A 13,628-nucleotide genomic window follows, 5' to 3' on the forward strand; every position below is an offset into this window, starting at 1 on the left:
GCCTGCGACTCAAGCATAGTCGCAACTTGGCGGGTCTGATGATCCTGAGCGTTTCACTGCAGCGTGACAGATCATTGTTGCGAAAGGACTTTTTCCACAGATACAAAAAAGGCCACTCTTTCGAGCAGCCTTTTTTGATGTTTGGTTGCGGGAGCCGGATTTGAACCGACGACCTTCGGGTTATGAGCCCGACGAGCTACCAGACTGCTCCATCCCGCGTCTGTGTGGCGGCATTCTACAGGCGAACGGCGGGGTGTCAACCGCTAATCCCGTAAAGGGTCAAATAAGTGTGAATTTGCGTCAAACGGTCGCAGCCCGGCGGTAAGTTTCGGAAATGCAACGAATTCCTGTTCGTGCGGCTGCGCGTGATACAGCACGTCAGTTGAAAAACAGGCGCGCACAAAAAAGGCCACTCTTTCGAGTAGCCTTTTTTGATGTTTGGTTGCGGGAGCCGGATTTGAACCGACGACCTTCGGGTTATGAGCCCGACGAGCTACCAGACTGCTCCATCCCGCGTCTGTGTGTCGGCATTCTACAGAGGATCGCCGGGGTGTCAACCTTGAATCTGGATAAATCTGTTCCTGTTCAATCGCTTAGCGCTTTTTGCAGTGCAGGAGAAGAGCGCGCAGGGCAGGTGGGGCAAGGCTTTCAGCTCTATCGGTCGGTGATTCTCGATTGAGAAAATAAATTCATGGTTGTTTTCCTACAACCTGAAAAGAACCTTCAGACCACTGGTGCTATATACAGGTGCGAGTGAGATACTGCGTTTCCGGCTCGCCATGTTTCCTTTTCTGTCATGACCCAGCGAAAAATCATCCACGTCGACTGTGACTGTTTCTACGCCGCCATCGAGATGCGCGACGACCCGAACCTGGCCGGCAAGCCCCTGGCGGTGGGCGGGTCGGCGGATCGGCGTGGGGTGATTGCGACCTGCAACTATGAAGCGCGGGCGTATGGCGTACGTTCGGCAATGTCGTCCGGGCATGCCTTGAAGCTGTGCCCCGAACTGACCATCGTCAAGCCGCGCATGGAGGCTTATCGCGAAGCCTCGAAAGAAATCCATACGATCTTTCGAGATTACACCGACCTGATCGAGCCACTGTCGCTGGATGAGGCTTATCTCGACGTCTCCGACAGCGCGCATTTTGGCGGCAGCGCCACGCGCATCGCCCAGGATATTCGGCGGCGGGTGTCCAATCAGTTGCACATCACCGTTTCGGCGGGTGTCGCGCCGAACAAGTTTCTGGCCAAGATCGCCAGCGACTGGAGGAAGCCCAACGGGTTGTTCGTGATTACCCCGGATCAGGTCGAGGATTTTGTCAGTGGCTTGCCGGTGAGCAAGTTGCACGGCGTCGGCAAAGTCACTGCCGACAAACTGGGCAAGCTCGGCATCGTCGATTGCCTGCAACTGCGCGAGTGGGACAAGCTGGCGCTGGTGCGCGAATTCGGCAGTTTCGGTGAGCGACTGTGGAGTCTGGCCCGTGGGATCGATGATCGGTTGGTGCACAACGACAGCCGCCGTCAGTCAATCAGCGTGGAAAATACCTACGACGTCGATCTGCCGGATCTGCGCAGTTGCCTCGACAAACTGCCGGAGCTGCTGGAAACCCTGAAAACCCGCATGGAGCGGATCGACAGCAGCTATCGCCCGGGCAAGCCGTTCGTCAAAGTGAAGTTCCATGACTTTACCCAGACCACACTGGAGCAGGCCGGGGCAGGGCGCGATCTGGGCAGTTATCAGTTGATGCTGACGCAGGCGTTCAATCGCGGCGGGAAACCGGTGCGGTTGTTGGGGGTGGGGGTCAGGCTGGAGGATTTGCGCGGCGGGTTTGAGCAGATGGAGCTGTTTGAGCGTTGAATCGTTAAAGCAAAAGATCGTCCGAACGCGGCCCGAGCCTGCGGCAGCTCCTACAGGGGAATGCATTCCAAAGTAGGAGCTGCCGCAGGCTGCGATCTTTTAATAAAGCTTAATTCGGTCCTGGATCCGCGACCAGGCGCCCCGCATCCTTGGTCAGCGACTTGAGAAAATCCGCCTGCAACTCAGGATCGTTACGCGTCAGTTCAATGAGGCTTTGTTCCAGCTCGCTGGCCTCTTCCTCCAGACCCAGTTCCGACAGACGCTTGACCCGGTGGACCCACTGGCTCACTTCGTCGTCTTCCAGGTCGTCGTAAATCAACCCGTGCGCTTCGAGCAACTTGCTGCGCAAATGGCTGCTGATCGCCAGGGATGAGTCGCTGTGCACGTCATCCTTGCCGTCCTCGACGCTGATCTGCAGTTTGCCGATATGGTTGAGGTCATTTTCGGCGAACGGACTGTCCAGCAGGTTCAGGCGCAGCACGCCGTTGCGGTCGGTGGTCATGTCGAAGGTCTGCTTGCCGGCCTTGACCTGCACCGGGCGCTCGCTCCACGGCAGGCTCGAATACTCCATGCGCTTGTCGCGCTGGACTTCATCGATACCGGCCAGGTTCTGTTGCGCACGACCGTGAGACTGCACGTTCATGAACGGGTTGACCCCGGCAATGCCGTAGTTCAGCCAGTCCTTGGTCACGCTGTCCGGCAGATTGCCCAGGGCGAACACGTTGACCACGTTGGCGCCGACACCGGCAACCACGGCCACCGCACCCAGCGGGATCTCGTAGATTTCGCGCCAGGGCTGGTAGGGCGTGTAGCGGTCGTAACGACGGGTGACCTCGAACTCGGTGACCTCGAAGGTCTTCTGTTCGTTGATCTTCACACGACGTTGCGGCAGCTCCAGCACCTTGGGCTCACCGACATCGATCTGCAGGCTGTGATCGAGCAGTTTGCGCTCGACCCGCTCTTCGTGCTCGCTGCGCTGTGACATCTGATTGGCACAGCCGCTGACCAGCAGGGCGCCGCACAAGGCGGCGCCACCGAGGCCCAAGGTGTTTCGCTTGAACATGAGGTCTCTATCTGGATTCAGCGGCGGATACGGGCCTGAAGGAAGGACAGCACATCGGCGACCGGCAGCGCTTGCGCTTCGGCCTCGGTGCGGCTCTTGTATTCCAGGTTGCCTTCGGCGAGACCGCGGTCACTGACCACGATCCGGTGAGGAATGCCGATCAGCTCCATGTCCGCGAACTTGATGCCCGGGCTGGTTTTCTTGTCGCGATCGTCCAGCAGCACTTCGAAACCGGCCGCCGTCAGTTCTGCGTACAGCTTGTCAGTGGCTTCGCGCACCTGCTCGGTTTCATAACGCAGCGGTACCAGAGCGATCTGGAACGGTGCCAGGGTGTCGCTCCAGATGATGCCTTTTTCGTCGTTGTTCTGCTCGATGGCGGCAGCGACCACGCGGGATACGCCGATACCGTAGCAACCCATTTCCAGGGTGACCGGCTTGCCGTTCTCGCCCAGCACTTCGCACTTCATCGCCTTGCTGTACTTGTTGCCCAGCTGGAAGATGTGCCCGACTTCGATGCCGCGCTTGATTTCCAGGGTGCCTTTGCCGTCCGGGCTTGGGTCACCGGCCACGACGTTACGCAGGTCAGCCACGGCCGGAACCGGCAGGTCGCGTTCCCAGTTCACGCCGAAGTAGTGCTTGTCGTCGATGTTCGCACCGATGCCGAAGTCGCTCATCAGTTCGACCGAGCGGTCGATGATGATCGGCAGCGGCAGGTTCAGCGGGCCGAGCGAACCGGCGCCGGCGCCAATGGCGTCACGCAGTTCGGCATCGGAAGCCATGACCAGCGGGCTGGCCACGCCTGGCTGATTGGCAGCCTTGATTTCGTTGAGCTCATGGTCGCCACGGATGATCAGGGCAATCAGCTTGCCTGGCTCTTCGGCGTGGACGATCAGGGTCTTGATGGTCTTTTCAATCGGCAGATTGAATTTTTCCACCAGCGCGGCAATGGTCTTGGTGTCTGGAGTGTCGACCAGGCGCAGCTCTTCGGCCGGCGCCGGACGCGAGGTTTCGCGTGGCACGGCTTCGGCTTTCTCGATGTTCGCCGCGTAGTCGGAGCCGTTGCTGAAGACGATGTCGTCTTCGCCGGACTCGGCCAGTACGTGGAACTCGTGGGAGCCGGCGCCACCGATCGAACCGTTGTCGGCTTCAACCGGACGGAATTTCAGGCCCAGACGGCTGAACACGTTGCAGTACGCCTGATGCATGCGGTCATAGGTGACCTGCAGCGAAGCCTGATCGGCGTGGAACGAGTAGGCGTCCTTCATGATGAATTCGCGACCGCGCATCAAACCGAAGCGTGGGCGGATTTCGTCACGGAATTTGGTCTGGATCTGGTACAGGTTGATCGGCAGCTGTTTGTAGCTGCTCAACTCGTTGCGCATCAGATCGGTGATCACTTCTTCGTGGGTCGGGCCCGCGCAGAAGTCGCGACCGTGGCGGTCTTTGATGCGCAGCAACTCAGGGCCGTATTCTTCCCAGCGTCCCGATTCCTGCCACAGCTCGGCCGGTTGGGTGCTCGGCATCAACACTTCAAGAGAGCCGGCAGCGTTCATCTCTTCGCGAACGATGGCTTCAACCTTGCGCATTACCCGCAAGCCCATCGGCAGCCAGGTGTACAGGCCCGAAGCGAGTTTGCGGATCATGCCGGCGCGCAGCATCAGCTGGTGGCTGATGACGACCGCATCGGAAGGCGTTTCTTTCTGTGTGGCGAGCAAAAATTGACTGGTGCGCATGGTTGGCCGTTGTCGGTTGCTATGACTGGAAATGACGGAGCAGTGTACCGGCGAGATTTGCCGACGTACAGGATTGCGCTCGGCGGTGAGGCGCAACGGCGGGAATCCTCCCGCCGCAGCTGAAATGTCCTACGACTCTTCGACGACGGAGGTTGGTGCAGGCTCTGGCGTTGGCGTCGGGCCCGCACGGCGATTTTCCTGGAACCAGTGCAGGGCGATCAACACCAGGGTCGGCACGCCGAGCAGTGCGGTGATCATGAAGAAGCTGTGGTAGCCGAACTTCTCGACCATCACCCCTGAATAGCCGCCCATCAGGCGTGGCAGCAACAGCATGATCGAACTGAGCAGGGCGTACTGGGTAGCCGAGAACTTCAGGTTGGTCAGGCTCGACAGGTAGGCGACGAACGCCGAGGTCGCCAGGCCGGAGCTGAAGTTGTCGAGGGAAATGGTCACCACCAGCATCTTCAGGTTCGGCCCCATATCGGCGAGCATCACGAACAGCAGATTGGTTGCCGCCGAAGCCGCGCCACCGATGAACAGGATCGGCAGGATGCCGAAGCGCACGATCAGCAGGCCGCCCATGCCGGCACCGACGAGGGTCATGATCAGGCCAAAGATCTTGCTGACGCTGGCGATCTGGTCCTTGGTGAAGCCCTGGTCGATGTAGAACACGTTGGCCATCACGCCCATCACCGTGTCGGACATCCGATAGGTCGCGATCAGTCCGAGTAGCAGCAACGCCTGCCAGCGGTAGCGCAGGATGAAATCGTTGACCGGGGTCAGCACTGGCGCCAGGCCGCGACGGCCCATGGTCGACAGGCACAGACCGGTGAGTAGGGTGTAGAGAATGGCGCGCAGGAAGGCGCGGTCTTCGAGCAGCAGGTCGAGCGGACTCATGTTGCCGAACAACACGCTGGCGAAATCGGTGTTGTAGAGCTGGGTAAACATCGCCGGAACTGACACCAACAGCACGATCAGTACGAATACCGAGGCCAGTTGATGCACGAAGCTGTAGCGACCGGCCTGCAGTTGCGTGCGCAGTGGCACCGGCGGCTCGCGCATCAGCAGCGAAGTCAGCAGGGCAGGGACCATCAACACGCCGAACAGGGCGTAGGTGCCGGTCCAGGCCGAATGTTGATAGTTGAAGCCGGTGGAGCCGAAGCCTTCGGCGAAGAACAGTGCGCCCGCCGTGGCCAACAGGGCGGCGACGCGATAGCCGGACATGTAACTGGCCGCCAGCGCAGCCTGCCGGCTGTCGTCGGCGATTTCCAGGCGATAGGCGTCGACCGCGATGTCTTGGGTGGCGGAGGCGAAAGCGACGATAACGGCAATCGCAATCAGCCAGGACAGGTGTTTCTGCGGGTCACAGAAGCCCATGCCGATCAGGCCCAGAATCACCAGGGTTTGCGAGAGCACCAGCCACGAACGGCGGCGGCCCAACTTGCCCAATAAAGGCAGGCGCCATTGGTCGAGCAGCGGTGACCAGACCCATTTGAAGGCGTAGGCCAGGCCGATCAGGCTGGCGTAGCCGATGGTTTCACGGGCAACGCCGGCCTCACGCAGCCAGACGGAAAGCGTCGAAAACACCAGCATGTACGGCAGGCCGGCAGCAAAACCGAGCAACAACAGCACGAGCGTCGAGGGACTGGCATAGGCGGCGAGCGCGGCGCGCCAGGTTTTACGGGGCATGGGCTGAAGTCTGCCTCAAGATTGCGAAAACAAAGCGCGCACTCTAACCGCTGTGCTCTACCGGACGCCAGCCATGGCGCTGAATATCCACACGATTGTTCAGGACGGTGACGCCTTCAGAGCGTAATCGTGCCCGTTGTTCGTCCCCCGAGGGGCTGCCCAGCGGCAGGCTGATCCGACCGCCGGCACCCAGTACCCGGTGCCACGGCAGTTTGGTATCGCTGGGTAATTGGCTCAGGGTCCGACCGACCCAGCGGGCGGCGCGCCCCAGACCTGCGAGTTCAGCCAACTGACCATAGCTGACCACCTTGCCTTCAGGTACCTGGGCAAGGGTCGAATAAAGCGCCGTGCGTCGGATTTGCGCCTCGCTTTCATCGGGGTGGTTCGGCTCTTTCACCTGCGCGATTCCTGAATATCAGTCGTGTGGATGGGCTTAAGCGTAATCGCTCGTTGGCCAGATGAGAAATGAACTCAATGGAAATCGCCCGGTCAGTCCTTGTCAGGGTCTTATTCCCACGGATAATGCCGACCTTTTTCGCAAACTTGAGCCCTCGATCCGCTTATGTTGTCCAGAACCTTGCTGTGCCTTGCTGTCTTCAGTGCCTCCACGCCGCTGCTTGCCGATACCGTCTGGTTGAAAAACGGTGACAAGTTGAGCGGCAAGATTTCCGTTTTCGATGGCGGCAAATTGCTGATCCAGACCCAGTATGCAGGTGCGGTCAGCATCGACTGGAAAGAGGTCAAGACTCTGCAAAGCGATCAGGAACTCCTGGTCAAACAGGACGCCTACAACGGTGAAAAAGCCAAGTCGCTGACCGCTGCCGATGACGGCAAGGTCACCCTGGCCAACGGCGAAGCGCCGAAAACCGTCGAGCTGGCGAGCATTCAGCAGATTATCAAGCCGAAACCGGTGGTCGAGGATCTGGTGTGGAAGGGTAACGTTGGCCTGGCCCTGGATTATCAGCGTGCGGAAAAGGATACCGACGACTACGACATCGACTTCAAGACCACCGCGCGTCATGGCCGCTGGCGGCACACCGCCGAGGGCGAATACAACCGCGAAGTGCAGGACGAGCAGGTCACCACCAATAACTGGCGTGCCGAATACGCACTCGACCGCTTCCTGACTGACAAGTGGTTCTGGCAGGGTCGCCTGAACTACAAGCGTGACTACGTTGAAGAGCTGTCGCGTCAGCGTGTGGTCGGTACCGGTCCGGGTTACCAGTTCTGGGATGACGAACTGGGCGCATTCTCGCTCGGCTCGCTGCTCAACCGCACCGATTACGAGTACAGCGATGGCGGCAAGGACAACTTCTACTCGGTCGCCATGAAGTGGGATTACAACCGTTATCTGATCGGCAAGAAAGTCGAGTTCTTCACCAATGGCGAACTGGGCAAGCCGCTGTCTGACGTAGCCAACTACGCGCTGGATGCCGAGATGGGCTTGCGCTACAAGGTCACCGACTGGGCGTCGCTCAACCTCAAGGCCGAACGCGACATCATCAGTGGTACCAAGGACGCAGATTTGAACAAGACCCGCTATACCGCAGGGTTTGGCGTGGCCTGGTAAAGCAGAAGCAAAAGATCGCAGCCTGCGGCAGCTCCTACAGGAGGGCTGTCGAAGGCTGCGATTTTTTTTGCGCTTGAAAAACACGCGCCCACAAAAAAGCCCCGCTTTTGAGGGCGGGGCTCTTTTCTAAAGAAGCTACAAGTTAGATAACTTGTACTTCTTCAGCTTGCATGCCTTTCTGACCGCGGGTAGCGATGAAAGAAACCTGTTGGCCTTCTTTCAGGCTTTTGAAGCCGTCGGATTGGATAGCTTTGAAGTGAACGAACAGGTCGTCACCGGATTGTGGAGTGATGAAGCCGAAGCCTTTTTCATCGTTGAACCACTTAACGGTACCGGTTTGGCGATTAGACATGGTGTAACTCCTTGAACAAAGATAACTGCGACTCAGGAAGAACCCTGGCCGAGACTGAGTGCAAAGAGCAGGAAAAATTCTTGTAGATGGTTGGATCGAAATTCAACATATCGTGTAGAGATTCTCAGTGACACAAGCAACACAGTGGCGCCACCTTAACCCTTTTTCCGGAACGTGCCAATGTTTCTTGCGAAGGTTTCTCTGTTTTAGGGATCGACGGTGTGACGGTTCGTCGCCAGGGCCTGTATTTCCAGAGTGTTCGGCGAGAATTGCAGCGCGGACTTTGAACCCGGCGGCGCGCCCGGTAAGATGCCGGACAGATTTTTTCCACCTCGCTATTCAGGACACCCGCCATGAGCATCAAATCGGACAAGTGGATTCGCCGCATGGCGCAGGAACACGGCATGATCGAGCCTTTCGTCGAGCGCCAGGTGCGCGGCAGCGACGACAGCCGTGTGATCTCCTACGGTGTGTCGAGCTACGGCTACGATGTGCGCTGCACCAACCATTTCAAGGTGTTCACCAACATCAATTCGGCGATCGTCGATCCGAAGAACTTCGACGCCGGCAGCTTCGTCGACATTCACAGCGACGTCTGCATCATTCCGCCGAACTCCTTCGCCCTCGCCAGCACCGTCGAATACTTCCGCATTCCGCGCAACGTATTGACCATCTGCCTGGGTAAAAGCACCTACGCGCGCTGCGGCATCATCGTCAACGTGACCCCGCTCGAGCCTGAGTGGGAAGGTCACGTGACGCTGGAGTTCTCTAACACCACCAACCTGCCGGCGAAAATCTACGCCAACGAGGGCGTGGCGCAGATGCTGTTCCTCGAATCCGACGAGCAATGCGAAGTTTCGTACAAGGATCGCGGCGGCAAATATCAGGGCCAGCGTGGCGTGACCCTGCCGCGTACCTGATCCATCCGGCAGTTCGCGGGAATTCTTTGGCGGGCAGACACTCTATGGGGTGTACTGCCCGTTTTTGCTTCTGGCAAAGCGGGCCTTCGCCGAGGAGGGTTCCATGAAGATCGATCCGCATATCACCGCCGAACTGGCAAGGCTTGAGCCCAATCAGGTTGGCGTTTTGGCCTGGTCCTTGCTGGCCCACCCGCTGAACATGGCCGGCGGGATTCCCGGTCAGCCTGATCCCGACACCCCCAACGAACAACCGACCGAACCGGGCGAGCCAACGCTGCCGGACGAGCCACCACCCGCGCCAGTGGCCTGAGCCGCTACCCATGAATGGCCAGTCAGCTGAGGTTTGCCAAAGACCTCAGCTGACTGGCCATATTTCCTCGTCGCCGATGACGAAAATCCTGCAGGCGTGGTCTTTCTCCACCGGATAGCCGCCGGTAAACGCGCCAAACGCCGGCAACAGGCTCAAACGTTCGCCCAGCCGGAAACACGCCAGGCGCAGACTCTGCCGCCCCTTGCCGTTAAGCCGATAGACCGGGTGCACGTGCCCGGCCAGCACATGCCGTTCGGGGTGCGGGTCGGGTTCGTGTTGCAGGGCAAACGGCCCGAGCAGCATCGGCTCAGGCACTACCCTGATATGCAACGACAGGGGCGGGTCCCCGGCACGTTTGTCGTGGTTGCCGCGAATCAGCGTCATCGGCAGATCCGCGTGCCGTGCGCGCCATTCGGCCAAGGCATTCAGCGTGCCCGCCGCATGCGAACCGGGGCCGTGCAGAAAGTCGCCGAGGAAAATCAGCTGCCGACAGGGCAGTTTCGCCAGCAAGCGGTCGAGCACTTCGATATTCGCCGTCGTGGTGCCTTGCGGCACTGGCTGGCCGAGGCTGCGATAGGCAGCAGCCTTGCCGAAATGCACATCGGCGATCAACAGCGCTTGCTGCGCCGGCCAGTACAGGGCCTTTTCCGGCAGCAGCCAAAGTTCTTCGCCGGCCAGCCGTACCGGATAGGCTGCACTCATGAGGCTTGACCCTTGTCGGCGGATTTCTCCAGATCGCCGACCATGCGTCGGATGCGGTCGGCGAGTTTTTCCGAACTCATGCTTTCGCGCATGCGCTCTACCAGCAGCGGAAAGCCCAGCGGTGTAGGACGTTTGATCAGGCGCATGTCCAGTTTCATCCGGTTGATCCGCTCCAATGTCTGTTCCAGACGACGAATATCCAGTTCTTCCCGCAGGACTTCCTCCCCGGCCTGGGCCAGCAGCAGGTTGTCGGCGTCGTATTGCTTGAACACCTCGAAGAACAACCCGCTGGAGGCTTGCACCTGGCGGGTACTTTTCGGCGCGCCGGGATAGCCGGCGAACACCAGCCCGGCAATCCGGGCGATTTCGCGAAAGCGCCGCAACGCCAGCTCACCGGCATTGAGGCTGGCCAGCACGTCGCGCAACAGATGCTCGGGGCTGAGCAGTGCCGCATCGAATTGCCCGGCCCAATCGACCGGCGTGGCGCTGAGCAACTCCAGCCCATAATCATTGACCGCAATCGAGAACGTCAGCGGCTGGCGCTGACTCACACGCCACGCCAACAGGCTGGCGAGCCCCAGATGCACTTGGCGCCCGGCAAACGGGTAGAGGAAAAGGTGCCAGCCCTCGCGGGATTTCAGCACTTCGGCCAACAGGCTTTCGGAAGTGGGCAGACCCGACCAGCGCGCCTGGGTTTGCAGCAACGGTTGCAGCGCGTGCATTTCCGGGCCGACGAAGTCACCGCGCGCTGCCGCCGTGAAGCGGCTGACCACGGCGGCGGCCAGTTCGTTGGAAAGCGGCATACGCCCACCATTCCAGCGCGGCACGGCGGCTTTTTTCGCGGTGCTGCGTTTGACGTACGCGGTCATGTTTTCCACCCGCACCAATTCCAGCAGACGCCCGGCGAACAGGAAACCGTCGCCCGGTTTCAGCCGCGCGATAAAACCTTCCTCGACACTGCCCAACTGCTTGCCGCCGCCACCCTTGCTCCAGAATTTCAGGTTGATACTGGCGTCGCTGACGATGGTGCCGATGCTCATGCGATGCCGGCGGGCGAGTCGTGCGTCGGGGACGCGCCAGACGCCGTGTTCATCCGGTTCGACCCGGCGGTAATCCGGATAGGCCGTCAGCGACATCCCGCCATGACGTACGAAAGCCAGCGCCCAAGCCCAATCCGCCAGCGTGAGGTCACGATAGGCCCAGGCACCACGGACTTCTTCGTACAGCTCTTCGGGAATAAAGCCACCGCCCAGCGCCATGCTGACCAGATGCTGCACCAACACATCGAGCGGTTTGTGCGGCGACAGACGCGGTTCGATGAGTCGTTGCGCCACGGCGTCGCCTGCGGCAGCGGCTTCGATCAGTTCCAGGCTGTGGGTCGGCACCAGCGTCACTCGCGAGGTGCGCCCAGGCGCGTGACCGGAGCGCCCGGCCCGTTGCATCAACCGCGCCACGCCTTTCGCCGAGCCGATTTGCAGCACCCGTTCCACCGGCAGAAAGTCCACGCCCAGATCCAGGCTCGACGTGCAGACCACGGCTTTCAACTGCCCGTCCTTCAACGCTTGCTCGACCCAGTCGCGGGTCTCGCGGGACAGTGAGCTGTGGTGCAACGCGATCAGCCCGGCCCAGTCCGGCCGCGCCTCGAGCAGCGCCTGATACCAGATTTCCGATTGTGCGCGGGTATTGGTGAACACCAGGCTGCTGGCGCAGACGTCCAGTTCGGCAACAACCTGCGGCAGCATCTTCAGACCGATGTGCCCGGCCCACGGAAAACGCTCGATGGCCGGTGGGATCAAGGTGTCGACCTTGAGTGATTTTTCGCTCTGGCCCTGCACGCTGATGCCGCCACCCTGTGGGATCAGCACCTGTTCGGCGTGGGCTTGATTACCGAGGGTGGCGGACACGCCCCAGACGATCAGCTCGGGTTGCCAGTGGCGCAGGCGGGCGAGGGCCAGTTGCAGCTGTACGCCGCGTTTGTTGCCGAGCAATTCATGCCATTCATCGACGACGATCATGCGCAGGCTCGACAGCGCGGTTTTCGCATCGGCACGGGCCAGCAGCAGGGTCAGGCTTTCCGGGGTGGTGATCAGCGTGGTCGGCAGGCGTCGGCCCTGACGCGCACGTTCGGCGCTGCTGGTGTCGCCGGTGCGCAGGCCGATGCTCCATGGAATCTGTAAATCAGTGACCGGCGCTTGCAAGGCGCGCGCGGTGTCGGCGGCGAGGGCGCGCATCGGCGTGATCCACAGCACGGTCATCGGTTCGCTCTGGGGTTTGCGTTTGCTGGTCGTGGCTGCGGGCGCGGCTGAACGGGCGAAGCGATTGAGCGCGGCGAACCACACTGCATAGGTTTTACCGGCGCCGGTGCTGGCGTGGAGCAACCCCGACTGACCTTGTTTGACGGCGGCCCACACCTGCTTTTGAAAGGCGAACGGCTTCCAGTTGCGTGCGCTGAACCAGGTTTTTGCGAGGTCGGGGAGTTTCGCCATGCCGGCTGCGCGCTCTGAAGGTGTTCCTTCAGTGACCGCGCCGGCATGCGAAAGGTTTAATCACACCGCAATCCCCCAATGTAGGAGCTGCCGCAGGCTGCGATCTTTTGATTTGCCTTTCAAGATCAAAAGATCGCAGCCTGCGGCAGCTCCTACAGGGGATCCTCGGTTACTTGAGGTTACCGCTGAGGAATTGCTTCAGCCGTTCGCTGCGCGGATTGCCCAGCACTTCTTCCGGCGCGCCTTCTTCCTCCACCAGGCCTTGATGCAGGAACAGCACCTGGCTGGAGACTTTGCGGGCGAAGCTCATTTCATGGGTCACCATGATCATCGTCCGGCCTTCCTCGGCCAGCCCCTGAATCACCCGCAGCACCTCACCCACCAGCTCCGGGTCGAGTGCCGAGGTCGGTTCGTCGAACAGCATCACTTCCGGCTCCATCGCCAGCGCCCGGGCAATCGCCACGCGCTGTTGCTGGCCGCCGGAGAGAAACGCCGGATACTGGTCGGCCACCCGTGCCGGCAGGCCGACCTTGTCCAGGTAGCGGCGGGCGCGGTCTTCGGCTTCCTGCTTGCTGCAACCCAGCACCCGGCGCGGGGCCATGGTGATGTTTTCCAGCACGGTCATGTGGCTCCACAGGTTGAAGTGCTGAAAGACCATCGCCAGGCGCGTGCGCAGGCGTTGCAGTTCATTCGGATCGGCGACGTGCATGCCGTGGCGGTCGGTGACCATGCGGATCGCCTGGCCGTCGAGGCTCATGGCGCCATCGTTGGGTTGTTCGAGGAAGTTGATGCAGCGCAAAAAGGTGCTCTTACCCGAGCCGCTGGCGCCGATCAGGCTGATCACGTCGCCGGTCTTGGCCTTGAGCGAAACGCCTTTGAGTACCTGATGGTCGCCATAGCTTTTGTGCAGACCTTCAACAGTCAATTTGTACATGGGACAGACAT

Annotated in this window: 12 protein-coding genes and 2 tRNA genes; 4 read left to right on the forward strand and 10 right to left on the reverse strand. The window is 60.4% G+C overall.

Going from position 1 to position 13,628, the window contains the following annotated elements:
* Positions 1–142 precede the first annotated feature (142 nt).
* Together ABV589_RS21200 and ABV589_RS21205 are read right to left on the reverse strand one after the other, a co-directional pair.
* Positions 143–219: transfer RNA gene (locus tag ABV589_RS21200), tRNA-Met, on the reverse strand.
* Between the two features lie 220 nt (positions 220–439).
* Positions 440–516: transfer RNA gene (locus ABV589_RS21205), tRNA-Met, on the reverse strand.
* A 280-nt stretch (positions 517–796) separates the two neighbouring features.
* On the opposite strand from ABV589_RS21205, the gene dinB reads away from it, so the two are divergent.
* Positions 797–1,858, forward strand: a complete 1,062-nt coding sequence (dinB, locus tag ABV589_RS21210) for a DNA polymerase IV (RefSeq protein ID WP_367083447.1) — start codon at positions 797–799, stop codon at positions 1,856–1,858.
* 109 nt (positions 1,859–1,967) lie between these two features.
* Here the strand turns inward: dinB and ABV589_RS21215 are convergent, their stop codons facing one another.
* The 4 genes from ABV589_RS21215 to ABV589_RS21230 all read right to left on the reverse strand — a co-directional run bounded on the left by ABV589_RS21215 (position 1,968) and on the right by ABV589_RS21230 (position 6,740).
* Positions 1,968–2,921 (reverse strand): hypothetical protein, encoded by a 954-nt coding sequence (locus tag ABV589_RS21215; RefSeq protein WP_367083449.1) that lies wholly within the window; start codon positions 2,919–2,921, stop codon positions 1,968–1,970.
* Between the two features lie 17 nt (positions 2,922–2,938).
* Entirely contained in the window at positions 2,939–4,654 is a 1,716-nt protein-coding gene (locus ABV589_RS21220) for a proline--tRNA ligase (protein WP_367083451.1), read from the reverse strand.
* A 129-nt stretch (positions 4,655–4,783) separates the two neighbouring features.
* Positions 4,784–6,343, reverse strand: coding sequence for an AmpG family muropeptide MFS transporter (locus ABV589_RS21225; RefSeq protein WP_367083453.1), 1,560 nt, complete (start codon positions 6,341–6,343; stop codon positions 4,784–4,786).
* 43 nt (positions 6,344–6,386) lie between these two features.
* On the reverse strand, positions 6,387–6,740 hold the full coding sequence (locus tag ABV589_RS21230) for an MGMT family protein (protein WP_367083455.1): 354 nt from the start codon (positions 6,738–6,740) through the stop codon (positions 6,387–6,389).
* Positions 6,741–6,905: 165 nt separating this feature from the next.
* On the opposite strand from ABV589_RS21230, the gene ABV589_RS21235 reads away from it, so the two are divergent.
* Positions 6,906–7,913, forward strand: coding sequence for a DUF481 domain-containing protein (locus tag ABV589_RS21235; protein ID WP_367083457.1), 1,008 nt, complete (start codon positions 6,906–6,908; stop codon positions 7,911–7,913).
* Between the two features lie 142 nt (positions 7,914–8,055).
* Here the strand turns inward: ABV589_RS21235 and ABV589_RS21240 are convergent, their stop codons facing one another.
* Complete coding sequence (locus ABV589_RS21240) at positions 8,056–8,265, reverse strand: cold-shock protein (RefSeq protein WP_002554837.1); 210 nt, start codon at positions 8,263–8,265, stop codon at positions 8,056–8,058.
* Positions 8,266–8,618: 353 nt separating this feature from the next.
* Between ABV589_RS21240 and dcd the strand changes: the two genes are divergently transcribed.
* Positions 8,619–9,185 carry a dCTP deaminase gene (dcd, locus tag ABV589_RS21245; RefSeq protein ID WP_003222308.1) on the forward strand — a complete coding sequence of 189 codons (567 nt, stop codon included), beginning with the start codon at positions 8,619–8,621 and terminating at the stop codon, positions 9,183–9,185.
* Between the two features lie 103 nt (positions 9,186–9,288).
* Positions 9,289–9,495, forward strand: coding sequence for a hypothetical protein (locus ABV589_RS21250; RefSeq protein ID WP_003222309.1), 207 nt, complete (start codon positions 9,289–9,291; stop codon positions 9,493–9,495).
* Between the two features lie 45 nt (positions 9,496–9,540).
* Here ABV589_RS21250 and pdeM read toward each other — a convergent pair whose 3' ends face one another.
* The 3 genes from pdeM to ABV589_RS21265 all read right to left on the reverse strand — a co-directional run bounded on the left by pdeM (position 9,541) and on the right by ABV589_RS21265 (position 13,617).
* Entirely contained in the window at positions 9,541–10,197 is a 657-nt protein-coding gene (gene pdeM, locus ABV589_RS21255; protein WP_367083461.1) for a ligase-associated DNA damage response endonuclease PdeM, read from the reverse strand.
* On the reverse strand, positions 10,194–12,683 hold the full coding sequence (locus ABV589_RS21260) for a ligase-associated DNA damage response DEXH box helicase (RefSeq protein ID WP_367083463.1): 2,490 nt from the start codon (positions 12,681–12,683) through the stop codon (positions 10,194–10,196). The genes pdeM and ABV589_RS21260 overlap by 4 nt, the downstream gene beginning before the upstream one ends.
* A gap of 169 nt (positions 12,684–12,852) precedes the next feature.
* Positions 12,853–13,617 carry an ATP-binding cassette domain-containing protein gene (locus ABV589_RS21265; RefSeq protein WP_329698346.1) on the reverse strand — a complete coding sequence of 255 codons (765 nt, stop codon included), beginning with the start codon at positions 13,615–13,617 and terminating at the stop codon, positions 12,853–12,855.
* Positions 13,618–13,628: the final 11 nt, after the last annotated feature.

Source organism: Pseudomonas sp. HOU2, from assembly GCF_040729435.1.
Taxonomy (GTDB): domain Bacteria; phylum Pseudomonadota; class Gammaproteobacteria; order Pseudomonadales; family Pseudomonadaceae; genus Aquipseudomonas.

Excerpts from the sequence above, each read along its gene's own strand:
- ABV589_RS21235 (WP_367083457.1), top strand. The coding sequence starts at position 6,906 with ATGTTGTCCAGAACCTTGCTGTGCCTTGCTGTCTTCAGTGCCTCCACG.
- ABV589_RS21215 (WP_367083449.1), bottom strand. The coding sequence starts at position 2,921 with ATGTTCAAGCGAAACACCTTGGGCCTCGGTGGCGCCGCCTTGTGCGGC.
- dinB (WP_367083447.1), top strand. The coding sequence starts at position 797 with ATGACCCAGCGAAAAATCATCCACGTCGACTGTGACTGTTTCTACGCC.
- ABV589_RS21225 (WP_367083453.1), bottom strand. The coding sequence starts at position 6,343 with ATGCCCCGTAAAACCTGGCGCGCCGCGCTCGCCGCCTATGCCAGTCCC.
- ABV589_RS21260 (WP_367083463.1), bottom strand. The coding sequence starts at position 12,683 with ATGGCGAAACTCCCCGACCTCGCAAAAACCTGGTTCAGCGCACGCAAC.
- pdeM (WP_367083461.1), bottom strand. The coding sequence starts at position 10,197 with ATGAGTGCAGCCTATCCGGTACGGCTGGCCGGCGAAGAACTTTGGCTG.
- ABV589_RS21250 (WP_003222309.1), top strand. The coding sequence starts at position 9,289 with ATGAAGATCGATCCGCATATCACCGCCGAACTGGCAAGGCTTGAGCCC.
- ABV589_RS21265 (WP_329698346.1), bottom strand. The coding sequence starts at position 13,617 with ATGTACAAATTGACTGTTGAAGGTCTGCACAAAAGCTATGGCGACCAT.
- ABV589_RS21240 (WP_002554837.1), bottom strand. The coding sequence starts at position 8,265 with ATGTCTAATCGCCAAACCGGTACCGTTAAGTGGTTCAACGATGAAAAA.
- dcd (WP_003222308.1), top strand. The coding sequence starts at position 8,619 with ATGAGCATCAAATCGGACAAGTGGATTCGCCGCATGGCGCAGGAACAC.
- ABV589_RS21220 (WP_367083451.1), bottom strand. The coding sequence starts at position 4,654 with ATGCGCACCAGTCAATTTTTGCTCGCCACACAGAAAGAAACGCCTTCC.